Origin of the sequence: Cellulomonas sp. URHE0023, from assembly GCF_000688475.1 — a bacterium.
Classification (GTDB): Bacteria; Actinomycetota; Actinomycetes; order Actinomycetales; family Cellulomonadaceae; genus Cellulomonas.
In genome coordinates, this window is sequence record NZ_JIAN01000005.1 from 1,513,613 (window position 1) to 1,537,896 (window position 24,284).

Sequence of the window (24,284 nt, forward strand, 5' to 3'; positions counted from 1 at the left end):
GGGCGCCAGGGATCCGGATCTCGCGTAGGCCGCCGGTGCCGGGCCCAGGTAGGGAATCATGTGACGATGGCCGTCGACCCCGTCCCCTCACCGCGTTCGGGCGGTGACGACGACGAGGCGGTCGAGGTGCCACAGCCGCGGGCGGAGGCGGACGAGCCGGCGGTCGCAGAGGACGTGTCCGTTGCCGACGACGAGGCCACGGGGGAGCCCCCTGCGGCGCCCGATCCGGTGGCGGCGATGGCTGCGCTGACGACGCCGCGTCCCCCGCTCGACGACGCGCCAGAACCCGTGGCGGAGACGTTGACCGCCCCACGAGCGGCACCGGACGACCACCCTGAGAGGCTCGGGCTGGCACTACCGACCTCAGAACCCGCCCCGGGACGACGCGTCTACGCGGACGGTTCAGCGCTCGCACAGTACGTCGTCGGGTCGTCGAGCCACACGGACTGGCTGGCGTGGGCCGGGGACCACGAGCAGGAGCTGATCACGACGCCCTTGGGGCTCACCGAGCTGCACCAGGTCGCGTGGCCCGCCGGTGTCGAGGCGCGGGGTGTGGCTAGAGATGTCGAGGCCCGGGTCACGGTGGTCCGGTTCTCGGACCAGACGCTGCGCGCCGCGACGAAGGTCTCCGGGGTGCTGCCGCCGTTCACGGCGCTGCACATCGGGGCGGCGCTTGCGCATCCTGGGGTCGTCGCGGTGGCCACGTACGAGACACAGCTGGCTCGCGTCGCGGCGCTTCACGGCCTCCTGGTGGTCTCCCCGGGCATGGCTCCGTTCTGGTGGGAGGCGGACGACTGATGATGCGGTCCTTCCCTGCCGTGCGTCCTCGGCCTACGTTGCCCTAGTGAGCACACCGAAGGATCCGCAGCTGCTCGACTCGGCCGCCGTGCGTCTGGCGTCCCCGCTCCGTCCTTCGCGACGGCGTCCGACCGGCCACGTCGTCCACCTCACGCGGTCCGAGCGCAAGGCCAGGGGCGCGGCTGCACGCGTACTCACCCCGCGGGAGTCGCTCGCACTGGCCGGCGGTGCCGGCAAGCGGCCGGACCCGATCGACCTGCTTGTCGGCCAGGCGGCGACGCGGGTCCCCGAGCTGGTTCCGCTCCGCTACGGGCGCATGTCGACGTCGCCGTTCGCCTTCTTCCGTGGTGCGGCGCTGATCATGGCCTCCGACCTGGCCTCGACTCCCAGCAGCGGGCTCGAGGTCCAGCTGTGCGGTGACGCGCACATGTCGAACTTCGGTCTGTACGGGACGCCGGAGCGCCGGCTGCTGTTCGACCTGAACGACTTCGACGAGACCCTTCCCGGCCCCTTCGAGTGGGACGTCAAACGGCTCGTCGCGTCGGTCGAGGTGGCCGCGCGCGGAAACCGGATCCCGCGCAAGGAGCGGCGGGACATGGTCGTGGGCGCAGCCCGGAAGTACCGCGAGGCCATGCGGGAGTTCGCGACGAAGTCCGAGCTCGACGTCTGGTACGCCCGGGTCGACGTCGACGAGTTCATGGGCGAGTTCGTGGCACAGCTGAACAAGTCCCAGGCGAAGCGGACCCAGTCCACCATCGCCAAGGCGCGGTCCCGTGACCACCTGCAGTCCGTCAGCAAGCTGACCGAGATCGTCGACGGTCGTCGCCGCCTCATCTCGGACCCTCCGCTGGTCACGACGATGGACCAGCTCCTCGGCGTCGAGGGGGCCGCGGAGTTCGCCGACCGGCTCGCCGAGCTGGTCCGCGCCTACCGCTCGACGCTGCAGCCGGACCGGCGCCACCTGCTCGAGCAGTACCGCGTCATCGACATGGCCAGGAAGGTGGTCGGCGTCGGTAGCGTCGGGACGCGGGCCTGGATCCTGCTGCTGCAGGGGGTCGACGAGAACGACCTGATGATCCTGCAGGCCAAGGAGGCGCAGGCGTCGGTGCTCGAGCAGTTCCTCGGGTCCAGCGAGTACACGCAGGCCGGGCAGCGGGTCGTGGAGGGTCAGCGCCTCATGCAGGCAGCGAGCGACGTGATGCTCGGCTGGCAGCGGACCCACGGGATCGACGGCCTGGAACGCGACTTCTACCTGCGGCAGCTGCGCGACTGGAAGGGGTCGGCGTCGATCGAGACGATGGTCCCCAGCGGGATGGCCCGCTACGCGGAGCTCTGCGCCTGGACCCTGGCCCGCGCGCACGCCCGGTCCGGTGACCGCATCGCGATCGCGGCCTACCTCGGCAGCTCCAGGACGGCCGACGAGGCCTTCGCCACCTTCGCCACCGAGTACGCGGACCGCACGGAGCAGGACCATGCCGTGCTTCTGGACGCCATCGCGACGGGACGTCTGACGGCGATCCACGGCGTGTGAGCGCGCGGGCGGGCAGCCGCGCCCGCGGCCGCCTTCGCGCGTGTGCGTCGTGTGCGTCGACTTACGGCAGCAGAGCGAGCTTGCCGGTGGTGGCCCTCGACTCGAGCTCCGCGAGCACCTTCGGGCCCTCGGCGAGGTCGTAGACCGTGGGTCGGTGGCCGCCCAGAACGCCGGCGGCGACGAGGTGGAACAGCTCGGCCATGACCTCGCCGAAGAGGTGCGGCGCGGACCGGATGAGGGTGCCGATGTTGAGGCCGATGACGTGGACCTGGTTCGTGTAGATCAGGTCCCAGCCGGAGATCGAGGCGTCGCCGCCCGCCACGCCGTAGACCACGACTCGGCCCGTGACCCGGCGGGTCGCGGCCAGGCTCGCCTCGAGCGTGGCTCCGCCCACCGACTCGAGCACCAGGTCCGCCCCGTCGCCGCCCGTGAGCTGGAGCACCTCGTCGGCGATGCGGTTGCTGTGGCTGTCGAGGACGTGGTCGACGCCCAGGGCCCGGACGGCGTCGTGCTTGTCCGGCGATGCCGTGGCGATCACGGTCGCGCCGTAGTGCACGGCCATCCGGACCGCGGCCTGGCCTGTCGCGCCTGCGGCCGCGTGGATGAGGACGGTCTCGCCTCGGGTGAGGCATCCGAGCGGTCGGAGGGCCGCCAGAGCGGTGGGCCAGTTCACCAGGAGGCCCAGCGCGTCCTCGTCGGACCATCCCTCGGGCACCGGCACGGCACCGGCCGCCGGCAGCACCATGTACTCGGCGAAGGCGCCCCCGGTGATGCCGACCCCGACGACGCGCGTGCCGAGTGACGGCTCTGTCACCCCCTCGCCGACGGCGACGACGACTCCGACGCCCTCGATGCCGGCGACGTACGGCGGACACGGCCCGTGCGCGAACGTCCCACGGGCCTGGGAGATGTCCACGAAGTTCACGCCGGCGACGGCGACGTGGATGAGGACGTCACCGGGACCGGGGATCGGCACGGCGACGTCGGTGACCAGTCGGAGGTCCTGCGGTCCGGCGAGGGACGTCTGCTGCAGGGCGCGCATGGTTGCGGGGATGGTCATGACACCGGCCTCCGGTTCTTTGTTTGTCGATCGATCAAGAAAACGGTAAGGGCGTCGACGCCAGCAGGTCAAGGCATACTTGATCGAACGACAAACAACTGGGGGACGAATCCAGATGACCACGCGAGGCAGGCCGCGCACCTTCGACCCCGACGTCGCCCTGCGCCAGGCCCTCGACGTGTTCTGGGAGCGCGGCTACGAGGGCACCTCGATGAGCGATCTGGCCCAGGCGATGGGGATCGCATCGGCCAGCATCTACGCGTGCTTCGGCAGCAAGGAGCAGCTGTTCCGCCAGGTGATGGCCCTCTACGGGTCTACGGCGGGCGCGCCGCCAAGGATCGCGCTGCGTGAGCACTCCACCACGCGCGAGGCGATGCACGCGATGCTGCGGGCCACCGCCGACCAGGTCACCGGCGCCGAGACCCCGCACTACTGCATGCTCGTGCTCGCTGCTCCGACCGGTGCGCTGGAGAACGAGCCGGTGCGGGAGTTCCTTGCGGGACTGCGGCTCGGCGTACGCGCGACCATCAGGGACCGTCTCGCCCGCGGAGTCGCCGACGGCGACGTCGCCGCTCCCGAGACCAGCCTCGACGGCATCGCCCGCTACTACGACACCGTGGTCCAGGGCCTGTCCGTGCAAGCCCGGGACGGGGCCGATCGCAGCGAGCTCGAGGACGTCATCACCTGCGCCATGGCCGCGTGGGACACGCTCATGGCTGCATCCGGCCCAGCCCGCGAGAGCTAGCGGGCCCTGGGCGCCGGCCAGCACGGGCGGACGGGTCCCTTGTGGCAGACTCGTCGCGCGACGAGCGGCTCCTGGGAGCCGTCTCGCGCTGGAGGGCTGTCTGAGCGGCCGAAAGAGACGGTCTTGAAAACCGTTGGAGCGGGACAACCCCGTTCTCGTGGGTTCGAATCCCACGCCCTCCGCAGATGGTGCTCGTGCAGGTCCTTCGTCTTGCGCTAGTCGACGGCTGACGCTGCGCGTCGCCGGGCGCGACGTGCCAGCAAGGTCATGGTCAGCCAGTAGACGAGCCACGTGAGCGTCATCCAGCCGAGGACTGCAGGGATGGGCATGTCGCCCACGAGCAGCCAGATCGCTGCGCCGACCGCGAGGGGGGCCACCACGTCGATCCACCACCGGAACGTGCGGACCGGTGGTGCCGGAGGCCCCACGTACGACTCGGCCGGCACTGGCCTCATGGGCTCCACGCACTGATCCTCTCGGTCAGGAGGACCACTGCGGCCCACGAGGCACGCACGGACTCGTGCCCACGGCCTCCCAGGAGAGACCGTACCGGCCCCTCAGCGCAGCGAATTCGGGGCCGGCCGGGTGAGTTCGGCCAGCGGACGGGTGAACGGACGCCTGAACACACACCCGGCTCACAGCTCGGTTGACACGATGCGGACGCCGGGGGCGGCTCAGGGTCCCCCGCGTGCGTCGTGGAGGGCACAAAGTGAGACCGTTCGGACCCCGGATCGGGCGCCTCGTGGCTGCCACCGCAGTCGCAGTGAGCCTGGCGCTGGCAGGGCCGCTCGCGGGTAGCGCCTCGGCGCTCGAGCAGGTGGCCGCCTCGGCCGCGCCGGCGCCCACCGCGGGGGGCGCGTGGCAGCAGGTCCGCCCGGTCCCGGCGTGGGGTGGCCTGCTCGGCACCGTGGTGCGGGCCGACGAGCAGACGGACGTCTCCCTGGCGCTCGGGCACGACGTCCCCGCGGGTACCGGGTCTCTGGTCGTCCAGGTGCACGTGCTCACCGCGGTCACCGCCGGCACCGTGACGATGTGGTCGAAGGGCGCGACCGAGCCTGCCGCACCGACGGTCTCGTTCTCGCGAGGCATCTCGTCGGCGACGACGCTCGTGACCACAGATGCGAGCGGTGGCGTCTCGCTGCGTTCCTCGATCTCGGCGCGCATCGCGCTGACGGTCGTGGGGTACGTCAGCGGCAACGCGTCGACACCCGTCGGCATCGGCGGAACCGCCGTGACCTCGAGCCACACGGTCCTGGACCAGGCAACCGGCGCGGGCGGCACCGTTCCGGCGCTCGGGGCCGCCTCCACGGTCCCCGTCGCGGGACTGGGCGAAGTCCCGGTCGAGGGTGCGCGCGCCGTCTGGCTCTCGGTCCAGACGCAGGGCCTGGGGAACGGGACGCTCTCGTTCTCGGGCGCCGCCGTTGTCGCCTACACCCCGACCTGGTCGACGTCCCTGGTGCTGGCCGCCCTCGACCAGGACGGCTCGTTCACCTACACGCTGCGCGGTTCGGCCACCTCCGGGCTGCGGATCGCGGTGGTCGGCTGGCTCGCCGGTCAGTCCTCCGACGTGGTCCGCGCACCCCTCGACGGCGGCATCGTCGCCGTGCCCGCACGGTCCCTGACCAGCAGCTCCTCGGCCAACGGCACCCGCGCGCTGAGCGTGAGCGGCGCCGGCGTCCCGACGTCCGCCAAGGCGGCCCTCCTGCAGGTCTCGGTCCGCGCCGGGGCGCTGCCAGGGCTGCTGCTGTCCGGGTCGACCGCAGCCCGGACGCTGCTCGGCTCAGCCGGAGGCGCGTTCGTCCCGGGCCTCGCCACCACGACCTTCACCATCGTCGCCCCGCTGAACAAGGGGCAGACCTTCCTGCTGGCACCCGTGGGCGCCGCGATCACCGGGACCACCCTGACCGGCTACCAGTCCGGTCCCGTCGCTGCGTCCGCCGACACGGTCGCCCCGACCCTCACGGTCACGACCCCGAGCCAGGACGCCACGATCAACCAGGCCGACTTTCCCGAGCTCACGATCGCCGGGACCGCCGCGGACGCGGGCTCGGGCGTCAAGGAGGTGACCGTCAGCGTCGCGGGTGACGTGGTCGGCACGGCCGAGATGGCCGGGAACGGGCACTGGCAGATCACCACCCCGGCACCCGTCGGACACACCACCCTCGCCATCCGCGCTACCGACTGGGCCGGACGCACCACCACCGTGCCCCGCACGATCACGATCGAGGCGCCGCAGGCCGGCCGCGTCGTCGTGGCGCCCGAGACGCATGTGCTCGCCCCGGCCGAACAGGACGGCCTGCTCTCGCTCACAGAGGACACGGTCGTGTTCCAGGGCATCGCCCCTCTGGTCGCAGGCGACGTCGTCGCGAGCGGCATCACCGACGTCGCGCCCGACGGCATGCTGCGACGGGTCTTCTCCGTCGAGCGACTCGGCGACACGTCCATCGTGCACACCGCGCCCGCCGAGTTCACCGACGCGCTCCTCGACGCGCACGTGCACCTGACCGACATCGTGCTGGACGGGTCCCAGCAGACCATGCCGGACCAGGGCGGCTCCCCTGGGTCCAGCGGCAGGTTCGCCACGTCCGCACTCAGTGGACTCCTCGCCAGTCCGGGTGACGGCATGGCCACATTCACGGTGGCGCCCGAACCGCTCAGCAACGCCGAAGGGACCCTGACCGTCGGTATCGAGGCCACCCTCGGCGTGAGCTTCGAGTTCGAGCTCGACATCGACCTCGTCGCGAACTGGCACGAGCAGAGCGCGCACCTGAACACGGTGACCTTCGCGATGTCGACCATGACCCAGCTGTCGGTCGAGGCGAAGGCCATCGCCCCGATCGTCGACTTCCGCAAGGTGAAGAGCTTCCCGAAGCTGGCCATCCCGCTCGGCGGCGTCACGATCCCGATCGGACCGGTGCCGCTGGTCCTGAAGTTCGAGCTCCAGCCCGGCATCTACGCCAAGTTCGCAGCCGAAGCTGGCCTCGTCACCCGCTACGACGTGACCCTGATGAACCGCAGCGGCATGACGTACCACGACGACCACTGGACGGTGATCAACGAGCACTCGTCCTCCGGCACACCCACCGCAGCGATCCAGGTCGAGGTCGTCTACGGCGGCGGCTTGAACTTCCGCTTCCTGGTCAAGGTCTACGACGTGCTCGACGGGCCCTTCATCGACCTGGGCGTCGGTGTCGAACGGTGGGTGACGATCGACGTCACCAGGCGGACCGTCACGGACGTGAAGAACATCGTCCTCAACCTGGCGGTCGGGTACATCCTGTCGATCTACATCGAGGTCGGCCCCGTGCACTTCCCCCCGTACAAGCTGGTCAACTGGCGTCAAGAGCTCGGCGAGATCCTCATCCCCTTCGCGTCGGACACGTACCCGTTCGACCCGGCGAACACCGACCCCAGCGACGGCGGCGGTGACCCCGGCGATGGTGGGGGTGACCCCGGCGATGGTGGGGGTGACCCCGGCGACGGAGGCGGTGACCCCGGTGACGGCGGCACGGGTACGGGCTCGGACGGCACCCCGCTGACCGATGTCGCCCTGCAGGTGTGCCTCCCGGCGTACCAGTGGACGACGAGCGCGGCCGCGGTGTCGGAGACTGCGACGAACGAGGCTCAGACGGCCGTCGGTTACGAGGCGCTCGGCTTGTCCAGCATGGTGACCGACCCGGACTCCCGAGGGACCACGGTGTCCGCCGACATCTCGGGACTCTCGGGGGACGACTCGATCGACTCGATCTACCTCTTCTGGGACCTCGGCCCGGACACCCTCTGGCCGCAGGCCGCGTACGAGAAGATGGGCCAGGACGAGACCGGGCGGTGGCAGGTCACTCTGAACAGCCTGCAGGAAGCTGCGGCGGCTGAGGGGCGTGGGAACTTCTCCATCATCAGCCGTGTCGGGACGTTCATCCACTATCCGGGCGACCCGATCGACGTCCGAGGCGTGTCCGTGAAGGTCGACTTCCTGCGGCCGACGCACGCGAACGAGTCCAGGTGCGCGAACCGCACGGGGGAGAACGTCGCAGACGGGTTGCCCGGCACCCCGGGCCTGCACTGGGACGCCTTCGGCTGGGACTCGGTCCAGCTCTCGCTCGAGGCGAGCATGGTCCCGGTCGGCACCGCACGGGTGTCGGCGACCTGCAACGCGGCGGACTCGTCCTCGCCCGTCGAGGTCGCGATGGACGAGCAGGACACCTATGTGCGGTGGACGAGTCGGTTCGAGACGACGGAGCTGCCCACTCCAGCGTTCGTCGGGACGCTGCCGGTCACGTCAGCGGCGAGCCGTAGCTGCGTCGCGGTGGCGCACGGCGAGGACGACGAGGTCCTGGCCACCTTCCCGGTGGTCGGTGGCGTCATCAACGCCACCTACGAGGTGTGGGGCGCCAGCTGACCACGTTCCGTCTGGTCGGGGGCGCGGCGTGCGTCCCCGACCGCGGTGTGAGCGCGGCTGCCGTGCGACCGGGTCGCGCAGTGTTGCCGGTGAGGAACGAGCCGCAGGTGGGTCGCGCGCGCCCTCGCAGGACTCGCGAGGAGAATGGCGGCTTGTGACCGCCAGGCAGGACAGTGTGGGCGGCACGGTGTGGCCGTGACGGGCCCGGGTGCCTCCGGGCTTCCATGTGCAAGACCCCGACGGGCTGACGCATCGGGGCCATGATGCATGGATTGTGCGAGATCGTGTGAGAGGGAGCCTGAACATGCTTGCGGCGGAACGACGTGAGTTCCTGCTGGAACGGTTGGCCCGGGACGGCAAGCTGGTGGCCCGAGAGCTCGCGGCCGAGCTCGGGCTCTCCGAGGACAGTGTCCGGCGTGATCTGCGTGAGCTCTCGGCTGCGGGGCTCGCCCAGCGCGTCTACGGCGGAGCGCTCCCGGCGTCGCCTGCCGTCGGTGACCTGACGGTCCGCGCGGGCCTCTCGACGGCAGGCAAGGAGCGGATCGCTCGCGCGGCCGTCTCCCTCATCAGTCCCGGCATGACGGTCATCCTCGACGGCGGCACGACCACCCTGGCGGTCTGCGCCGCGCTTCCTGCGGACCTCGAGGCGACCGTCATCACGCACAGCCCGACCATCGCGTCCTCGCTCATCCCGCACCGGGGTGTCGACGTCGTCGTCATCGGAGGTCGGCAGTTCAAGCACTCCGGCGTCGCGATGGGCGCGGCCGCTGCGGAGGCCGCGGCGGGCATCTCTGCCGACCTGTTCCTGCTCGGCGTGACCGGGGTACAGGCGGATGCCGGACTCACCACGGGTGACTCCGACGAGGCCGCGATGAAGCGGCTCCTTGCCGGGCGGGCGGCCGAGACGTGGGTGCTCGCCAGCAGCGAGAAGGTCGGGGCGGCCTCGCCGTTCCGTGTCCTGCCGCTGACGTCGGTCGCCGGGATCGTCACGGACGCCGGGGCGGAGTCTCCGGCGATCACGGCACTGGTGGAGCGCGGGGTGACGGTCCGGTACGCCTGAGCGTCGCTGTCGGTGACTCGTGGCCCGACGCGCGACGACCGAGCGGTCTCGGTGCACGGAAGCGACGCGCACCGAGACCGTCGACTCAGGGGACCAGGACGAGCTTGCCACCTCCGCGTCCGGCGTCGTTGAGCTCTGCGGCTCGCGCGACGTCGTCCAGGGCGAACACGCCACCGACAGTGGTCGTGAGCTCACCGCGTGCCCGCCGCTCGAGCAGAGCCGAGAGCTCGGCGGCGGACCTCTGTGCGACCGAGCTGAAGGTGATGCCCAGGGCGAACGCCGCGGGGTCCGCGATCGTGACGATCCGGTCGGTGCCGCCGCGCAGCTCGATCGAGTCGGCAAGGACCCCACGGCCTGTGGTGTCGAGGACAGCGTCGACACCGTCGGGCGCCAGGGTGCGCACGCGGTCAACCAGGCCGGGACCGTACGTCGTCGGGCTTGCACCGAGCGCCGCGACCCGGTCCTGGTGACCCGCGGAGGCGGTTCCGACGACGCGGACGCCGCGGTCGACCGCGAGCTGGGTCACCAGCTCGCCGACCGAGCCGCTCGCGCCGTGCACCACGAGCGTCTCGCCGGGCTGGACGGCCAGCTCACGCAGCACGCGCAGTGCGGTCTCGCCGGCGACGGGGACGGTGACCGCGTCGATCGCGGTGAGCCCGGCCGGCACGACCGCGTACGTGCTCGCCAGGGCCAGCTCGGCGTAGCCGCCCGCGTCGGCAAAGCCCGCCACCACGTCGCCGAGGCGCACGTCGGTGACACCGGCGCCGAGCGCGTCGACCACGCCGGCGATCTCGATGCCGAGGGCGGCGGGCAGGTCGGCGCCGGGCAGGAAGCCGGCTCGGATCTTGCCGTCGATGCCGTTCACGCCGGCGGCCTGGACGCGTACGCGAACCTGACCGGGACCGGGCGCGGGGGTGGGGGACTCGGCGGTGCGCAGGACTTCCGGTCCGCCGAACGTGTCGATGACGATGCTCTTCATGGCAGTTCCTCTCGTGGTCAGCCGACGACGCTGGCGTCGTCGAGCGTCGGGTAGTCGGTGTAGCCGGCGTGGTCGCCGCCGTAGGCCGTGCTGTAGTCGGGTGCGGCGAAGGGGCCTCCGGCTGCGAGCCGGACCGGCAGGTCCGGGTTGGCCAGGTAGAGCGCCGCGAATGAGACGAGGTCCGCCGAGCCGTCCTCGAGCCGGTCGAGCGCGTCCGGCCCGGTCCAGCTCCCCGGCGTGAAGGGGTTGAGGATCAGCGGGCCGGACCACCGGGCTCGCAGGATGGCGGTCAGTCCGGCGTCAGGTCCCTCGGCGAGGTGCAGGTACGCCAGGCCCAGCGGGTCGAGCGCCTCCAGGAGCGCGGTGTAGGTCGCCTCGACGTCGTCCTCGGAGATGTCGTTGAACGGGTTGCCGGGGGAGATCCGTAGCCCCGTGCGATCCGCGCCGATCGCGTCCACGACGGCCCGGGCGACCTCGACCGTCAAACGGGTGCGTCCTGTGGTGTCACCGCCCCAGGCATCGGTCCGGGTGTTGACGTTGGTCGCGAGGAACTGGTGCAGGAGGTAGCCGTTGGCGCCGTGAAGCTCCACCCCGTCGAACCCGGCCTCGATGGCGTTGCGCGCCGCCTGCGCAAAGTCGGCGATCGTGCTGGCGATGCCTGCTTCGTCGAGAGCGTGCGGAGTGACGAGCTCTTGTGCGCCCGTCGGGGTGTACACGGTGCCGGCGGCGCGCACGGCGGAAGCGCTGACGGGCGCCAGCCCCGAGAGGCTCGGGTGCCCGATCCGTCCCGTGTGCATGAGCTGGGCGAAGATCAGGCCGCCGCGGGCGTGGACCGCGGACGTGACCCCGCGCCACGCCTCGACCTGGGTGCGGGTGTGGAGCCCGGGGGTGTTGGGGTATCCCTGGCCCTGGGCCGAGGGCTGGGTGCCTTCCGTGACGATCAGTCCTGCGCCGGCTCGCTGCGCGTAGTACTCCGCCATGAGCGGGGTCGCGCTAGCTCCTGGACCGTAAGCCCGGCTCCGGGTCATCGGGGCCATCACGATGCGGTTGCGGGTGGTGTACCGGCCGATCCGCGTCGGCTCGAATGCTGTGGTCATGATCCCTGCTCCTGTCCCGAACGGCGTTTGCTGTTCGGGACAGGTAACCGATCACTCCGCCGATCCATTCCCTCGGCACGAGCCGGTACCATCGCTGTATGCCGAGCAGCAAGGAACCAACGGAGATCCCTGGCGTGAACAGGGAACCGGGCGCCGCTGCCGGCGGGCCCGTCAGTCACGCGATCTTCCGGCTCGCGCGAACCCACCGAGCGGTCGCGGGTCAGCTGTTCCGGGAGCTCGGTCTCCGGCCGGGTCAGGAGCTGCTCCTCATGCACCTGTGGGAGTACGGACCGCAACGTCAGGCCGACCTCGCCGAGCTGTTCGACACCGACTCCGCATCGATGACGCGCACCGTCCAACGGCTCGAGCGGGCCGGCTTCGTCCGTCGACGGCCGAGTCCGCACGACGGACGCGTGACGCTCGTCGAGCCCACCGCAGCCAGCCAGGGGCTGCGTATCCGCATCGAGTCGCTATGGGCGGAGCTCGAGCGCCGGACGGTCGGCGACCTGGACCCGGACGAACGGGCCGCGGCCCTGGACATCCTCCGCAGGCTCGAGCACAACCTGCTCGACGCGCCGACGACGACGGTCGCGCAGCAGCGCCAGACCGGCGGGAGTTCCCCAGCGACCTGATCGCGTCCGGCCTAGGCTCTCGATGTGCCCCGTCGCCACGTCCAGCTGCAGCCGAGCCAGCGCGTCCCCGATGGTCCCGCGGTCGACGTGCTGGTCCGCGAGGGCCTTGCCGCGCTGCGCCACGAGCTGGACATCCCGGACGACTTCCCCGAGCCGGTGACGGCAGAGGCCACGGCCGCGCAGCCCCGTCAGGTCGGCGCCGACGCCACGGACATCTCGTTCGTCACCATCGACCCCGAGGGCTCGATGGACCTCGACCAGGCGGTGCACATCGAGCGCACGCCGGACGGGTACCGGGTGCACTACGCGATCGCGGACGTCGCGGCCTGGGTGGTGCCCGGCGGCGCGATCGACGACGAGGCCCGGGCCCGGGTCGAGACGCTGTACGCCCCCGACGGCCGGACCCCGCTGCACCCGCCGGAGCTGAGCGAGTCGCGAGCCAGCCTTCTCCCGGGCCAGGTCACCCCCGCGCTCCTGTGGACGATCGACCTCGACAGCACGGGCGAGCCGACGCAGGTAGACGTCGCCCGCAGCCGTGTACAAAGCCGAGCACAGCTGACGTACAGCGGCGCGCAGAACGCGCTCGACGACGGGTCCGCGGACGACGTCCTGCTCCTCCTGCAGACCGTGGGGACCCTGCGCCAAGAGGCGGAGAAGCGTCGCGGTGGCATCACGCTGCCCGCACCGGAGCAGGTCGTCGAGCAGCAGGAAGACGGTTCCTGGGCCTTGAGCAGTCGCGCGACCCTGCCCGTCGAGGAGTGGAACGCCCAGATCTCGCTGCTGACCGGGATGTGCGCGGCGCGGCTCATGCTCGACGGGGGCATCGGCATCCTGCGCACCCTTCCCGAGGCGGACCCGCGGGACGTCGAGCGCCTCAAGCGTTCCGCGCGGGCGCTCGGTGTCGACTGGCCGGACGGCGCGTCGCCCGGCGACGTCATCCGCGAGCTCGACGCGGCGAAACCCGCGCACGCCGCCCTGCTGACCGACGCGACGAGCCTGCTGCGTGGTGCCGCGTACGTCGCGTTCGACGGCGAGGTGCCGTCGTACACGCTGCACGCGGCGATCGCGGCGCCCTACGCGCACACGACCGCGCCGCTGCGGCGCCTCGTCGACCGGTTCGTCGGGGAGGTCTGCGTGGCACTGTGCGCCGGTGCGCCAGTGCCGGACTGGGCGCGTGCTGCGCTGCCCGAGCTGCCGGGGATCATGGCGACCGGGGACAAGCACGCCGGCGAGTACGAGCGGGGATGTCTCGACCTGGTCGAGGCGGCGCTGCTCACCGGCCGTGTCGGGGAGGTGTTCGAGGGCGCGATCGTCGACGTGCGCGCCGACCGGGCTGCGGGCGTGGTGCAGCTGCGCGACCCCGCCGTCCGCGGTCGCATCGAGGGCGCCGACCTTCCGCTCGGCACGGACGTGCGCGTCAGGGTGGTCCAGGCCGACGTCGCGACCCGCACGGTGCGGTTCGAGGTGGCGGCGCCTGGGACGGGCGGCGGAGCGACCTGATGTCCGAGCTCGACGACGTCGCGGACGAGCTGTACGGCGGGCCACCCGGGGTGTTCATCGAGCACCGCGACGCCGCCGCCAAGGCCGCACGGGCCGACGGTGACCGTGAGCTGGCCAAGCAGATCACGGAGCTGCGCAAACCGACCGTGTCCGCCTGGCTGATGAACCTCCTGGTACGCGACGACCCCGGCTTCGCCGACCAGGTGGTCGCCCTCGGCGAGGGCCTGCGCGATGCGGAGCGTTCCCTCGACGGACCCGCGCTCCGTGAGCTGAGCACCCAACGACGCGCCCTCGTCCGCTCGCTCACCGCGCGCGCCCGCAAGCTGGCCCAGCCGGCAGGCCAGCGCATCGGGGACTCGGTCACCCAGGAGCTCGACGCGACCCTTACCGCGGCCCTCGCGGACCCGGAGGTCGCCCGCGAGGTCACCTCCGGTCGGCTCACGGTGGCCCGCGAGTGGTCGGGATTCGGCAGCGCGGACCCGAGCGCCACGACGACGACGGGCTCGGGACCGAGATCCTCCGGGACGGCTACTGCGAGGACCGAACCGAAGACCCGCCAGAAGTCCGCGCCGGCCGGCCAGCCGGACTCCGGCGACGCACCCACGCAGCAACGCCCGAAGCTCACTCTGGTCAAGCCCGCGGTCGACCCGGAGGAGGCTCGGCGGGCCAGGGCGCACGAGCGCCAGCAACGGCTGCGGGACGAGGCCGACCGTGCCCTCGAGGCCGCGGACCAGGCGCTCGCGGACGCCCAGCGCAAGCACGACGCCGCCCAGCAGGTCCGAGACGAGAGCGCCGCCCTGCTCGAACGCGCCGAGCGCGCGGCACAGGACGCCCACGAGGAGGAGGACGACCTCGTGAAGACGCTCGCCGAGGTCCGACGCAGGCTCGCGGCCGCGGGCAAGGCGGCGACCATCGCGGACAAGGACGTGAGCCAGGCGCAGGCGAACCTCCGGCACGACGAGAAGGAGACGACCACCACCGAGCGGGAGCTGCAACGCGCGGAGCGGGCCCGGGAGGCTGCCGCCGCCAGGAGGGAAGGGCTGTGAAGGACGACGCCGAGAAGGTCCTGATCGAGTCAGCGCAGCAGTGGCGCGAGTGGCTCGCCGAGCACCACGCGACGTCACCGGGAATCTGGCTCGTCATGTGGCGGGCGTCGAGCGGGAAGCCTCACGTGACCTATGAACAGGCCATAGAGGAGGCGCTGTGCTTCGGCTGGATCGACGGCCAGTCCCAGACCCTCGACACCGAGCGGTCGGCCCTCTGGCTCACGCGTCGACGTCCGGGCAGCGGGTGGAGCCTGCTGTCGAAGGAGCGGGTCGCCCGGGTCGAGGCCGACGGGCGCATGACGGACGTGGGGCGCGCCGTTATCGACGCTGCCAAGGAGGACGGCTCGTGGTCCCGCTACGACGACGCCGACGCCCTCGTGCTGCCCCAGGACCTGCTCGACGCCTTCGGGTCACGGGGCGGCTCGCGCGAGCACTGGGACGCGTTCAGCGAGGCGGTCCGCCGGGGGATCCTCCGCTGGATCGTGGACGCGAGGCGCGACGTCACGCGTGCGGCCCGGATCGAGGAGACCGCGGACCTCGCCGAGCAGGGAGTACCCGCCCACCAGCAGGTTCGTCGCTAGGAGCTCTGGCAGGGAATGTCCCTTGTGTGGTCCACTTCCGGGGTGAACTCGTCCCAGTCAACAGCGCCCGTCCGCAACACCAAGACGCTGGGCTACATCTCGATCGGTCTTCTCGCCGTCTTCGTCGTGCTCGCGATCTTCCGGATCTCGGCCGTGTCCGACGGTGAGTCCCACCCCGCGATCGAGTACGTCCTCGTGGTGGGCATCATCTTCTCCTTGATCTTCTTCGCCACCCTTGCGGTGAAGTTCCTCTTCATCGGGGACGACAAGGACTGACGGCTCCTGAACGCACGAGAGCCGCGCCGCCCGAACAGGGTGGCGCGGCTCTCGTCGTTCACGAGCCGGGTCAGACGGCTGCCGCACCCTCCGTCGGCAGGTCGTCCTTCTTGGCCGAGATGAGCGTGGCCGCGGCGACCAGGCCGACGAACATCAGTACCGCTCCGCCCAGGTAGGCGACGTGGTAGCCGGCGACCTGAGCGGTCGCGACCATGGCCTGGGTCGGCTCGGCGCCGTTGGCCAGGTCCGTCAGCTTGGTCGCGGTGGCGCTGATCGCGAAGGTGCTGAGCAGCGCGAGGCCGAGCGAGCCGCCCACCTGCTGCGACGTGTTGAGCAGTGCGCTCGCGACGCCGGCGTCGTGCCCGCCCACACCGACGAGCGCGGTGCTCGACGCCGGGATGAACACCGCGGCCATGCCGAGGCTCATGACCGTGATCGCGGGGAGCACCGTGGACGCGTAGGACGAGTCCGGCGTGGTCCGCAGGAGCAGCAGCATCCCGGCGATCGCCAGGGTGATGCCGACGAGCATCAGCGGACGGGGCCCGATGCGGGGCAGGATCTGCGCGACGACGCCGGCACCGAGGATGATGCCGATGCTGAACGGCAGGAACGCGAAGCCGGCCTTGAGCGGGGTGTACCCGAGGATGTTCTGCAGGTAGAGCGTCATGAACAGGAACATCGAGAACAGCCCGGCGCCGATCATCAGGAAGATGATGTAGGAGCCGCCGCGGTTGCGGTCGAGCACGATGCGCATGGGCAGCAGCGGGTTCTTGACGCGGGTCTCCACGATCACGAACGCGACGAGCAGGGCCACAGCGACCGCGAGGAGCGTGACGACGGTCGGGTCGCCCCAGCCCACCGTGCCGCTCCCGTCGGCCTGCTGCTTGGAGGCCTCGGTGAAGCCGTACACGAGCGTCGCCAGGCCGATGCTCGACAGCACGGCGCCGGGGACGTCCAGGTGCCGGTCGCCGGGTGCCTTCGACTCGTTGACGAACCGGATCCCGAGGATGACCGCGATCAGCGCGATGGGCAGGTTGACGTAGAGGCACCAGCGCCAGCCGAGGTACTCGGTGAGGATGCCGCCGAGGATCAGGCCGATGGCGGCGCCGCCGCCGGAGATGGCACCGAAGACGCCGAACGCCTTGGCGCGGTCGCGACCCGAGGTGAAGGTCACGGTGATGATGGCCAGCGATGCCGGCGCGAGCAGTGCGCCGAACGCACCCTGCAGGGCGCGGGCACCGAAGAGGAGCGCCTCGGACTGCGCGGCACCGCCGAGCCCGGAGGCCACGGCGAACCCGACGAGTCCGATGAGGAACGCGCGCTTGCGGCCGATGTAGTCGGCGATGCGGCCACCCAGCAGCAGCAGGCCGCCGAACGCGAGCGTGTAGGCCGTGATGGCCCAGGAGATGTCCTGCGGCGGGATCCCGAGGTCGGTGGCGGCGGACGGCAGAGCGATGTTCATGATCGCCGAGTCGAGGATGATCATCAGCTGGGCGATCGCGACGACGCCGAGGATCAACCACCTGCGACGGTCGTGCGCGGCAGCGGCGAGGGCCGCGTCGTCTTGCGGGGAGTCGACCGTTTCGGCGGTCGGAATACTGGTTTCAGGCACGACGAACTCCGGGGGAGAGAAGGGTGGCGACGTCGCCGGAGGTGAGGACCAGGTAACGGTCCCGAGGGAGCTGACCCGAAATTCCTCGGCCGGGTACTTCGTCAGTGCATCAGCGGATGCCTACGACGGTCAAGGAGTTTTGTCTTCGCTCGGAGCGAATTTCTCAGGCTCCTCTCAGTGCCCGTAAGCCGTCCGAACGCGTGGTCGCTCGTAGGCCCCCAACGGCATCGGGTGGCCGAACATTCCGTGTCGCGTGGGCGGAAACACCCAGTGAACAGGCAGGTCAGGACTCGCTTTGGAGGTCGGGCGCTCGCACAGGTAGCCTGTGCTGGTCCTGGAGACGTCGCATAGCCCGGTCTAGTGCGCGACCCTGCTAAGGTCGTGAAGGCGTAAGCCTTCCGTGGGTTCAAATCCCACCGTCTCCGCCAGCCAGCATCAGTACAGAACGCGACTCAGGCCCGGTCCCGACGAGGATCGGGCCTTTCTCGTTCGCGAGCGGGACGTGAGCTCGTTGCCGAGCTGGACCTGAGCAGGGCGGTCAGGGCGAAGCGACGGTCGCGCTCGTTTGGCCCGCCGTGCGGCGTGCCACGACGACGTCGCCGACGATCACCGCGGCCAGCACGAGGTTGGACAGCCAGCTCAGGGTCAGCGGGGTGACGACGGGTCGCAGCAGGATCGCACCGAGCACCGCTACGACGCCGAGCAAGTGCGTCACGGACCAGGGGCCGCCGGTCGTTCGTCGGAACAACGCGTTGCCCAGCAGGTACACGGCCGAGGCGCCGCACACGAGCCCCGCCGTCCACACGTCGGTCGCCCCCTCGTGCCCTAGCGGGTGCAGGAGGACGAGCTCGTCGGCCACCGCGGTCAGCACGATGCCGACGACCAGCAGGTAGGGCACGTACGTGTATGCGGTCTGCGCCACCATCCCGGGGTTCTGCTGCGCTTCGAAGTACTCCGTCGCGCGCTGCTCGGACCGGTCGAAGAACAGGAGCCACATCAGCACCGTGCTGACGAACGCTGCGAGGAACGCGAGCGCCGTGGTGATCGACAGCTCGGTCGACGCGAACGCGGTGCCGGTGACGATGATCGACTCGCCCAGACTGATGATGAGGAACAGCGCGACCCTCTCGGCCATGTGAGTGCCGCGCACGGCCCAGGTGCTCGGGTCTGTGCGCCCCATGAACGGCACCCAGAACAGCGCGCGCGGCCCGGCGACGTCGATCAGGGCGGCGACGACCCACAGCGCCAGCCGCTGGTTCCCGTCCACGAGGGCTCCGGCGATCCAGAACGCGCCCGAGACCGCGAGCCAGACGGTGATCCGCCGGAAGTTGTAGGCGTTCTCCGGCCAGTGCCGTCCCATCGCCCAGACGGTGAAACCGGCCCGGCCGACCTGGATGAGCACGTAGGGGATCGCGAAGAGCAGCGCCTTGTCCCCGAACGCGTCGGGGATGGCCGACGACATGAGAAGGCCCAGGAGCATGAGCACGAGCAGCAGCGTGCGGACCGGGACCTTGTCCGGGTCCAGCCAGTTGGTGACCCAGGTGGTGTCGATCCACAGCCACCACACCGCCCAGCCGAGCACGAGCGTCTGGACGAGCGTCTGGGCGTCTGTGTGGTCGATGAGCATGTGCGACAGCTGGGTCACCGCGAACACGAAGACCAGGTCGAAGAACAGCTCCACATACCCGACCCGGCTCGAGTCGTGGCCGGCACCGTGCCGCAGCACGTCGGCCCGCATCCCCCACCGGCCCCCGCCGGTCCCCAGCCGTGTGACTTCCGTCATCTGCGGGATCCTGCCAGACCCTTGGTTTGGGCGGACGGCCTCCCGGCCTGTATCGTCGTCTCCGGTCCTGCGGGACCACGCGCCCGTAGCTCAATGGATAGAGCATCTGACTACGGATCAGAAGGTTGGGGGTTCGAGTCCCTTCGGGCGCACAGAGGTACTGACGGTCGGCCGGTCTCTGGCCGAAGGTTCGGACCTGACGAGCGCGACGAAGGACCCGGCACCTGTTCCTGGTGCCGGGTCCTTCGCACGTCAGCCCCCTGCGGGCCGGGTGCGATCGTCGGCACAGGGGTTCGGTTGTCCTGCGGCGAACGTCGATAGCCTTCGGAGCACCCCCCCACCTCCCGGGCGGTGTGCGCAGGCGAGCGCGTCGGACAGGACGGGTGACCGATGACCAGCGAGACCGAACCCACCGCCGCCGGCTGGGATGCGATCGAGGCCGCGTGCCAATCGCTGTACGGCGAGCAGGTCCCGCGGCACGTGGGCTACGCACCGGGCCGGGCGTTCGGGTCGGTGCTCCAGGGGTGCAGCGCCTATCGCGCGGAGGACCACTGGCACTACGTGACGTACGGGCTGAGCAACATCTTCGACGACGACGAAGGTGAGAACGACGGCTTCAGCGGATGGGGGTACGAGCTGACGTGGCGCGTACGCGACCTGGCCGGCGGTGAGCAGCCGCCGGGCTGGCCGTTCACGATCCTGCAGCGGCTCGCGAAGTGGGCAGCCGAGGCGCCCGTTCTCCTCGAGGAGGGCACGCGGCTGCGCATCGGCGGACCGGTCACCGGCTTCCCGCACACCGACGGCCCGGACACGGACCTCACCGGCATCCTGCTGGCGGCAGATCCACAGCTCGGCCAGATCTCGACCGTGAACGGGGCGTGTCACGTTCCTCCAGTTCGTCGCCGTCGATGCCGGCGGCGTCGCTCTGGCACAGCAGAACGGCTCGGCAACGGTGCTCGAGGGTCTGGTTCGGGAGGACCCGCTCCTCGTCACCGTCGTCGGGCGGTAGGTACGGCAGAAGGCCCCGAGCAGAAGCTCGGAGCCTTCCTGTGCTGACGGGAGGTCAGGTGCTCGCGCGGATCACACGAGGGCTGCGGGTGCCGTGACCTTCGCGGCGGCCGGGCACCTGGTGATGGCGTAGCCGACCATCCCGAACACGACGCCGAGGCCCATGACGAGGGCGGCGACACCGAACGCGATCACCGAGGTGAACAGCGACGCGCGCAGGAACGAGCCATTCATGACGACGGTGCGCAGCGCGGTCGCCTTGGCGTAGTCCGCGTTCTCCGCGAGCTCGGCCTTGGTTGCGTCGGGGTTCGCCGCCTCGATCGCGTGCAGGTCGTTGCCGATCTCGGAGTAGGTCTTGCCGTCGGTCGCCGTGAGCGCGTGGTGCTTGATGATGTCGGCCTGGGAGAACGCCTCCCACGGGGTGTCGACGAGCGAGCCACCGAAGTGAGCGGCGTCAGGCGAGACGGTGATCTTCTCGTCCTTGAGGTTCGAGGAGACGGCGCCCCAGGTGACGGCACCGGCGACGAGGAAGATCCCACCGGCGACCATGGTGAGGATGCCGAGAATACGAACCACTCCGTTGGGCTTGCGAACCGCAGTCATGTCGATGACCCCTTGGTCTCCGGGCGGGCGACACCTGTGTGCCGTCACGGTGGGGGGTGTCCCCACACCGTTCCCATCGGTCGCCGGTCTCGACGTGCGGATAGGACTTTGGACCCCAACCGCCGAGCGGGTGGTTGCCCGACCCGGCCGAGGGCACGCGTGTGTCAGAGTCCAGCGGACTCGTCGGCGGCCTCGATCGACGCGATGATGGCCTGGATCGGGATGCGGCCGTCGGCGACGAGCCGACCACCGGCACGGCGGGCCGCGGACGCGAACGGCGCCGCCCAGAGGTTCACGTAGATGAGAACCCCGGCGACGCTCCCGGGCGCCATGTCGGCGGCCAGCTTCTCGACGTCGCCCGCGGCGAGCAGCTCGGCGAGCTGGGCCTCGATGGTCTCCAGGATGCCGAGCTCGGGGCGGTCCGCCAGCTCTGTGGCGTCGACCGTGCCGTCGTCGTTCTTGGTGAGGATCAGGACGTCGATCACGCGGATGGTGCCGGCTTCGACGAGGTTGACGAGCTCCCGTGCCATCTCGCCCGAGAAGTTCTGCTCGCCGGCCGGGAACTCCACGACGACGAAGTCCACGGGGCCCAGCTCGTCTATCGAGGTCGCCGTCATCGTTCGTCCCTCTGGTTGAAGACCGGGCGCACTGGACGCGGACCGCACCCGGCGCAGACTCACCCTCGCACGCCGCGCGCCCGTCGACCAGCGGCGCCGCAGCCGCGTCTGGTGGACCACGGCGGGCCAGGGAGGTTTCGATTCCCCAGCGTGGACCCGCTGGTCAGACGGCCCGTCCGCATCGCCTGGGACCCGCCGCCCGAGCGCTCGGAAACGCACCTCGCGAATACCGAGGTGCGTTCTGCCCGCTCGTGAGTCGCAGGTGGCCCAGGCCCAGCACCGGGACGGGAGCACGCGGGAGATCCGGCAGCTGCTCGCGTCACGAGCAGTGCTCGGCGGGCCGTCGGCAGGGTGCGTTCGGTAGTGTGACGGTCGGTCTGGCCGCAGCGGTCGGCGTGGCAGAGGGCGTAGGGGACACAAATGAGTCGTGCGGTCTGGGTTGTGGTGTCGGCTGTGTGCGTCGGGGTGCTCGCGGGCTGCTCGGGATCGCCTGACGAGCCGGCCGGGCTGAGCGCAACGCCGACGACGGCCGTCGAGCCCTCCCCGACACCGACCCCGACCCCGACGCCGTCCTCCGAGGTGCAGGACCAGTCTGACCCGGCGCTGGGAATCGTCTTCACCGATATCCCCGACCTGACCGGCGACGAGGCCGACGTCTACAACACGCTGGCGACCTACCAGAAGGAATACTGGCGCACCCTGACCACCAACACGGTCAGCCCCGCATTCTCGGTTATCGCCGCCGCGGAGATCCAGGACAGGATGCAGCAGATTGCGACGACCAACGCGAACGACCTCGGGCAGATCGGACCCGTGTTCCACACGAGCATCGGCAACGTGGTCGTCACCGGCGACACTGCGCAAGGCGCGGTCTGCGAAGACTTCTCCGGGGCGACGTTCGCGGACAAGGACGGCACGTACACGCCCGACGAGGCCGGATTCGAGAAGCGGCTGAAGTCGGTCACTCTGAGCCGGGTAGGGGGCGAGAACCGATGGATCGTCCTGACGAGCGTCGTGGGCGACCCGTGCTGAGGCGGCCTGCGGCCGTACTGCTGACCGCTGGGCTGCTGGTCGCACTGACCGCTCTCCCTGCGGTCGCCCTCAACGGCGACGGGCGACCGATCGACCCCGGTTCCACGCAGCCGGTCTCGGGGGACGGGACGATCAGCGTCCAGGTGTCGGCGACCGGGCAGACGGCGGGGGGCGGGAGCTACCAGATCTCCGCTCCACCCGGGGCCAGGGTCAAGCTGATGTGCTGGTACGGCCAGGGGAAGACGGGCGCCGACTACTACGAGTACTGGAAGCTGGGCGGGGAAGCACGCAAGTCGAGGACGCTGAGCGACTTCGCGGACCAGGGCCTGCTGAACCCGGGCTGGGACACCCCGGAGATCGCCACGAACACCGAGGGTCACTGGTACGACGCGACGTGTGCGTTCGATGCGCCGGGGGACTTCAAGAACAACTACTACCGGTCCCATCCCGGCATCTTCGTGCTGCCTGGTGTAGAGCCCCCTGCGGCGAACATCGGGGTGGAACCGCGCGAGCTCGCGCAGATCGCCTACGACTCGATGGATCTGCTGACCGGCACGATCGAGTGGAACCCGAAGCTCAACGGGTCGGGTGCGGCGCTGGTCAACGCCGAGACGTCGATCTGGGCGGCCGACGCCCCGAGCACCGCCTCCGTCACGGCGTCGATCCCCGGAACGTCAGCGACGGTCACGGCGAACGTCACGGGGATCACGGTGACGTCGCAGACCGGTGACGTCGCGACGTGCCCGGCGGCCAACCGTCCGTGGGCGACGCCGGGTTCGTGCGCGATCAGGTTCGGGCGATCGACCGCGAACCTGCCCGTCAAGGCCGGCCAGGACCTGCCGACCGCCACCGTCACGGCGACGGCAACCTGGACGGTCTCCTGGGGTGTCGATGCCGGGGCTCCGCAGACCCCGTTGCCTGCTCAGCAGGTCGCGTCCTCGGTCGAGATCCCGATCGCGGAGATCCAGAACATCGTCACGCGCTGAGGTCGATCAGCCTTCGAGGTCGACCGTGCAGGCGACGTCGCCCAAGGTCAAGGTGGTGCCTGGTGCCACGACGACGGGCTCCCAGGCTGCCAAGCGGACCGCCTGCCCGGCGTGCACCACGGTGCCGTTGGTCGAGTTGCAGTCGGTGACGCGGATGAGCCCGTCGTCATCGAGGTCGATGAACGCGTGGGTCTTGGAGACGAGCATCCCAGGGCTGGTCAGCGGCACGGGCTGACGATCGGCGATCGCGGACGGCGCCCGACCGAGCGACGCGCTCCCGTCGAGGGTCACGCCCGGCTGGGAGTCGAAGGAGAGGCGGAGCAGGGGCCGGGCACGAAGAACAGGCAGCGACGTGGCCGACGTGCTGACGGGCCGTGCGGTGGCAATCGTCTGCAGGGCGGGCGGCGTGGTGAGCGGCAGAGCCGGCCCGACCGCGTCCAGCTGCTCGGCCAGGGCCTCGTCGGGCTGCGCGAGCGTCGCGGCGTCGAGGACAGCGACGGGCGACAGCTCCACCCGGTGCGGCTCGAGCGTCCCGCACGACGCGCAGGTAGCCGCGGCCAGCGGAGCATCGGTCCCGCACCGACGGCAGGGCGACCCGGGCACGGTCTGTGCGGCGTCGAGTCGGCCGTCGTCGAGGACCGCTTGCACTCGGCCGTCTGCGTGCACCGCGAGCAGCCGGGACCCTGTGGCGTCCGACACGTGGACCCGCACCGGGCGGCCCATCGTGCGGGCGATCACAGTCCCGCGCGCGAGGACGCCGACGTACAACCGATCGGGTGATGTCGCGGCGCACGCGTACTGCTGGTCGTTGACGCTCAGCGTGCCGGTACCGTCGGGTCGCACGGCGCCCGTGACCCGGGGCCACCGAGCGAGCGTGAGATGGGCGAGCGCGTCGCTCACCGGCGGCGTCCCGGGTTGCGTCCGGCCTGGTCGGAGCGC

At 70.8% G+C, this 24,284-nt stretch carries 22 protein-coding genes and 3 tRNA genes; 16 read left to right on the forward strand and 9 right to left on the reverse strand.

Going from position 1 to position 24,284, the window contains the following annotated elements:
• Nucleotides 1-66 precede the first annotated feature (66 nt).
• The gene (locus N553_RS25605) at nt 67-798 is read left to right on the forward strand and encodes a hypothetical protein (RefSeq protein ID WP_231505189.1); all 732 of its coding nucleotides are present in this window, start codon (nt 67-69) and stop codon (nt 796-798) included.
• A gap of 46 nt (nt 799-844) precedes the next feature.
• Complete coding sequence (locus N553_RS0107790; protein ID WP_231505190.1) at nt 845-2,329, forward strand: DUF2252 domain-containing protein; 1,485 nt, start codon at nt 845-847, stop codon at nt 2,327-2,329.
• Nucleotides 2,330-2,390: 61 nt separating this feature from the next.
• Here the strand turns inward: N553_RS0107790 and N553_RS0107795 are convergent, their stop codons facing one another.
• On the reverse strand, nt 2,391-3,389 hold the full coding sequence (locus tag N553_RS0107795) for a zinc-binding dehydrogenase (protein ID WP_028046058.1): 999 nt from the start codon (nt 3,387-3,389) through the stop codon (nt 2,391-2,393).
• A 115-nt stretch (nt 3,390-3,504) separates the two neighbouring features.
• On the opposite strand from N553_RS0107795, the gene N553_RS0107800 reads away from it, so the two are divergent.
• Both N553_RS0107800 and N553_RS0107805 read left to right on the forward strand, forming a co-directional pair.
• Nucleotides 3,505-4,134 (forward strand): TetR/AcrR family transcriptional regulator, encoded by a 630-nt coding sequence (locus N553_RS0107800; RefSeq protein ID WP_028046059.1) that lies wholly within the window; start codon nt 3,505-3,507, stop codon nt 4,132-4,134.
• 90 nt (nt 4,135-4,224) lie between these two features.
• Nucleotides 4,225-4,316, forward strand: a tRNA-Ser gene (locus tag N553_RS0107805).
• Nucleotides 4,317-4,349: 33 nt separating this feature from the next.
• Here N553_RS0107805 and N553_RS0107810 read toward each other — a convergent pair.
• Nucleotides 4,350-4,589: a hypothetical protein gene (locus N553_RS0107810; protein ID WP_231505191.1), complete on the reverse strand. Its 240-nt coding sequence runs from the start codon at nt 4,587-4,589 to the stop codon at nt 4,350-4,352.
• A gap of 287 nt (nt 4,590-4,876) precedes the next feature.
• Here N553_RS0107810 and N553_RS0107815 point away from each other — a divergent pair, with 287 nt between their 5' ends.
• Nucleotides 4,877-8,533, forward strand: a complete 3,657-nt coding sequence (locus N553_RS0107815; protein ID WP_156043738.1) for a hypothetical protein — start codon at nt 4,877-4,879, stop codon at nt 8,531-8,533.
• A gap of 304 nt (nt 8,534-8,837) precedes the next feature.
• Complete coding sequence (locus N553_RS0107820) at nt 8,838-9,593, forward strand: DeoR/GlpR family DNA-binding transcription regulator (protein WP_028046062.1); 756 nt, start codon at nt 8,838-8,840, stop codon at nt 9,591-9,593.
• 85 nt (nt 9,594-9,678) lie between these two features.
• On the opposite strand, the gene N553_RS0107825 is transcribed toward N553_RS0107820, so the two are convergent.
• Together N553_RS0107825 and N553_RS0107830 are read right to left on the reverse strand one after the other, a co-directional pair.
• Nucleotides 9,679-10,572 carry an NADP-dependent oxidoreductase gene (locus N553_RS0107825; protein WP_028046063.1) on the reverse strand — a complete coding sequence of 298 codons (894 nt, stop codon included), beginning with the start codon at nt 10,570-10,572 and terminating at the stop codon, nt 9,679-9,681.
• A 17-nt stretch (nt 10,573-10,589) separates the two neighbouring features.
• A complete protein-coding gene (locus N553_RS0107830) occupies nt 10,590-11,669 on the reverse strand; it encodes an alkene reductase (protein ID WP_028046064.1) in 1,080 nt (359 codons plus the stop codon).
• A gap of 98 nt (nt 11,670-11,767) precedes the next feature.
• Between N553_RS0107830 and N553_RS21685 the strand changes: the two genes are divergently transcribed.
• The 5 genes from N553_RS21685 to N553_RS0107855 are packed head-to-tail and all read left to right on the forward strand — an operon-like array spanning nt 11,768 to nt 15,704.
• The gene (locus N553_RS21685; RefSeq protein WP_051639900.1) at nt 11,768-12,301 is read left to right on the forward strand and encodes a MarR family winged helix-turn-helix transcriptional regulator; all 534 of its coding nucleotides are present in this window, start codon (nt 11,768-11,770) and stop codon (nt 12,299-12,301) included.
• Between the two features lie 24 nt (nt 12,302-12,325).
• On the forward strand, nt 12,326-13,801 hold the full coding sequence (locus tag N553_RS0107840; RefSeq protein WP_028046065.1) for an RNB domain-containing ribonuclease: 1,476 nt from the start codon (nt 12,326-12,328) through the stop codon (nt 13,799-13,801).
• Nucleotides 13,801-14,847, forward strand: a complete 1,047-nt coding sequence (locus tag N553_RS21690) for a hypothetical protein (protein ID WP_051639901.1) — start codon at nt 13,801-13,803, stop codon at nt 14,845-14,847. The genes N553_RS0107840 and N553_RS21690 overlap by 1 nt, the downstream gene beginning before the upstream one ends.
• A complete protein-coding gene (locus tag N553_RS0107850) occupies nt 14,844-15,428 on the forward strand; it encodes a YdeI family protein (RefSeq protein WP_028046066.1) in 585 nt (194 codons plus the stop codon). Before N553_RS21690 ends, N553_RS0107850 begins: the two co-directional genes overlap by 4 nt.
• A 42-nt stretch (nt 15,429-15,470) precedes the next feature.
• Nucleotides 15,471-15,704 (forward strand): hypothetical protein, encoded by a 234-nt coding sequence (locus N553_RS0107855; RefSeq protein ID WP_028046067.1) that lies wholly within the window; start codon nt 15,471-15,473, stop codon nt 15,702-15,704.
• A 70-nt stretch (nt 15,705-15,774) separates the two neighbouring features.
• Here N553_RS0107855 and N553_RS21695 read toward each other — a convergent pair whose 3' ends face one another.
• Nucleotides 15,775-17,316, reverse strand: coding sequence for an MFS transporter (locus N553_RS21695; RefSeq protein WP_231505192.1), 1,542 nt, complete (start codon nt 17,314-17,316; stop codon nt 15,775-15,777).
• Between the two features lie 336 nt (nt 17,317-17,652).
• On the opposite strand from N553_RS21695, the gene N553_RS0107865 reads away from it, so the two are divergent.
• Nucleotides 17,653-17,744, forward strand: a tRNA-Ser gene (locus N553_RS0107865).
• A gap of 110 nt (nt 17,745-17,854) precedes the next feature.
• Here the strand turns inward: N553_RS0107865 and N553_RS21700 are convergent.
• The gene (locus tag N553_RS21700; RefSeq protein WP_051639902.1) at nt 17,855-19,099 is read right to left on the reverse strand and encodes a low temperature requirement protein A; all 1,245 of its coding nucleotides are present in this window, start codon (nt 19,097-19,099) and stop codon (nt 17,855-17,857) included.
• A gap of 79 nt (nt 19,100-19,178) precedes the next feature.
• On the opposite strand from N553_RS21700, the gene N553_RS0107875 reads away from it, so the two are divergent.
• Both N553_RS0107875 and N553_RS0107880 read left to right on the forward strand, forming a co-directional pair.
• Nucleotides 19,179-19,251: transfer RNA gene (locus tag N553_RS0107875), tRNA-Arg, on the forward strand.
• Between the two features lie 238 nt (nt 19,252-19,489).
• Nucleotides 19,490-20,155 (forward strand): suppressor of fused domain protein, encoded by a 666-nt coding sequence (locus N553_RS0107880; protein WP_028046068.1) that lies wholly within the window; start codon nt 19,490-19,492, stop codon nt 20,153-20,155.
• 24 nt (nt 20,156-20,179) lie between these two features.
• Here N553_RS0107880 and N553_RS0107885 read toward each other — a convergent pair whose 3' ends face one another.
• Both N553_RS0107885 and N553_RS0107890 read right to left on the reverse strand, forming a co-directional pair.
• Nucleotides 20,180-20,710, reverse strand: coding sequence for a hypothetical protein (locus N553_RS0107885; RefSeq protein ID WP_028046069.1), 531 nt, complete (start codon nt 20,708-20,710; stop codon nt 20,180-20,182).
• A 164-nt stretch (nt 20,711-20,874) separates the two neighbouring features.
• Nucleotides 20,875-21,327 carry a DUF6325 family protein gene (locus tag N553_RS0107890; RefSeq protein ID WP_028046070.1) on the reverse strand — a complete coding sequence of 151 codons (453 nt, stop codon included), beginning with the start codon at nt 21,325-21,327 and terminating at the stop codon, nt 20,875-20,877.
• A gap of 420 nt (nt 21,328-21,747) precedes the next feature.
• Here N553_RS0107890 and N553_RS0107895 point away from each other — a divergent pair, with 420 nt between their 5' ends.
• The gene (locus N553_RS0107895) at nt 21,748-22,359 is read left to right on the forward strand and encodes a hypothetical protein (RefSeq protein WP_156043739.1); all 612 of its coding nucleotides are present in this window, start codon (nt 21,748-21,750) and stop codon (nt 22,357-22,359) included.
• Complete coding sequence (locus N553_RS0107900) at nt 22,320-23,345, forward strand: hypothetical protein (RefSeq protein ID WP_156043740.1); 1,026 nt, start codon at nt 22,320-22,322, stop codon at nt 23,343-23,345. The genes N553_RS0107895 and N553_RS0107900 overlap by 40 nt, the downstream gene beginning before the upstream one ends.
• A gap of 6 nt (nt 23,346-23,351) precedes the next feature.
• On the opposite strand, the gene N553_RS0107905 is transcribed toward N553_RS0107900, so the two are convergent.
• Entirely contained in the window at nt 23,352-24,245 is an 894-nt protein-coding gene (locus N553_RS0107905) for an FHA domain-containing protein (RefSeq protein ID WP_034620858.1), read from the reverse strand.
• Nucleotides 24,246-24,284: the final 39 nt, after the last annotated feature.

What these genes read in the sequence shown, in the direction of transcription:
- N553_RS0107820 (WP_028046062.1), top strand. Translation starts at nt 8,838, where the DNA reads ATGCTTGCGGCGGAACGACGTGAGTTCCTGCTGGAACGGTTGGCCCGG.
- N553_RS0107890 (WP_028046070.1), bottom strand. Translation starts at nt 21,327, where the DNA reads ATGACGGCGACCTCGATAGACGAGCTGGGCCCCGTGGACTTCGTCGTC.
- N553_RS0107795 (WP_028046058.1), bottom strand. Translation starts at nt 3,389, where the DNA reads ATGACCATCCCCGCAACCATGCGCGCCCTGCAGCAGACGTCCCTCGCC.
- N553_RS0107830 (WP_028046064.1), bottom strand. Translation starts at nt 11,669, where the DNA reads ATGACCACAGCATTCGAGCCGACGCGGATCGGCCGGTACACCACCCGC.
- N553_RS21700 (WP_051639902.1), bottom strand. Translation starts at nt 19,099, where the DNA reads ATGACGGAAGTCACACGGCTGGGGACCGGCGGGGGCCGGTGGGGGATG.
- N553_RS25605 (WP_231505189.1), top strand. Translation starts at nt 67, where the DNA reads ATGGCCGTCGACCCCGTCCCCTCACCGCGTTCGGGCGGTGACGACGAC.
- N553_RS21690 (WP_051639901.1), top strand. Translation starts at nt 13,801, where the DNA reads ATGTCCGAGCTCGACGACGTCGCGGACGAGCTGTACGGCGGGCCACCC.
- N553_RS0107800 (WP_028046059.1), top strand. Translation starts at nt 3,505, where the DNA reads ATGACCACGCGAGGCAGGCCGCGCACCTTCGACCCCGACGTCGCCCTG.
- N553_RS21685 (WP_051639900.1), top strand. Translation starts at nt 11,768, where the DNA reads ATGCCGAGCAGCAAGGAACCAACGGAGATCCCTGGCGTGAACAGGGAA.
- N553_RS0107810 (WP_231505191.1), bottom strand. Translation starts at nt 4,589, where the DNA reads ATGAGGCCAGTGCCGGCCGAGTCGTACGTGGGGCCTCCGGCACCACCG.
- N553_RS0107885 (WP_028046069.1), bottom strand. Translation starts at nt 20,710, where the DNA reads ATGACTGCGGTTCGCAAGCCCAACGGAGTGGTTCGTATTCTCGGCATC.
- N553_RS0107880 (WP_028046068.1), top strand. Translation starts at nt 19,490, where the DNA reads ATGACCAGCGAGACCGAACCCACCGCCGCCGGCTGGGATGCGATCGAG.
- N553_RS0107900 (WP_156043740.1), top strand. Translation starts at nt 22,320, where the DNA reads ATGGATCGTCCTGACGAGCGTCGTGGGCGACCCGTGCTGAGGCGGCCT.
- N553_RS0107895 (WP_156043739.1), top strand. Translation starts at nt 21,748, where the DNA reads ATGAGTCGTGCGGTCTGGGTTGTGGTGTCGGCTGTGTGCGTCGGGGTG.
- N553_RS0107825 (WP_028046063.1), bottom strand. Translation starts at nt 10,572, where the DNA reads ATGAAGAGCATCGTCATCGACACGTTCGGCGGACCGGAAGTCCTGCGC.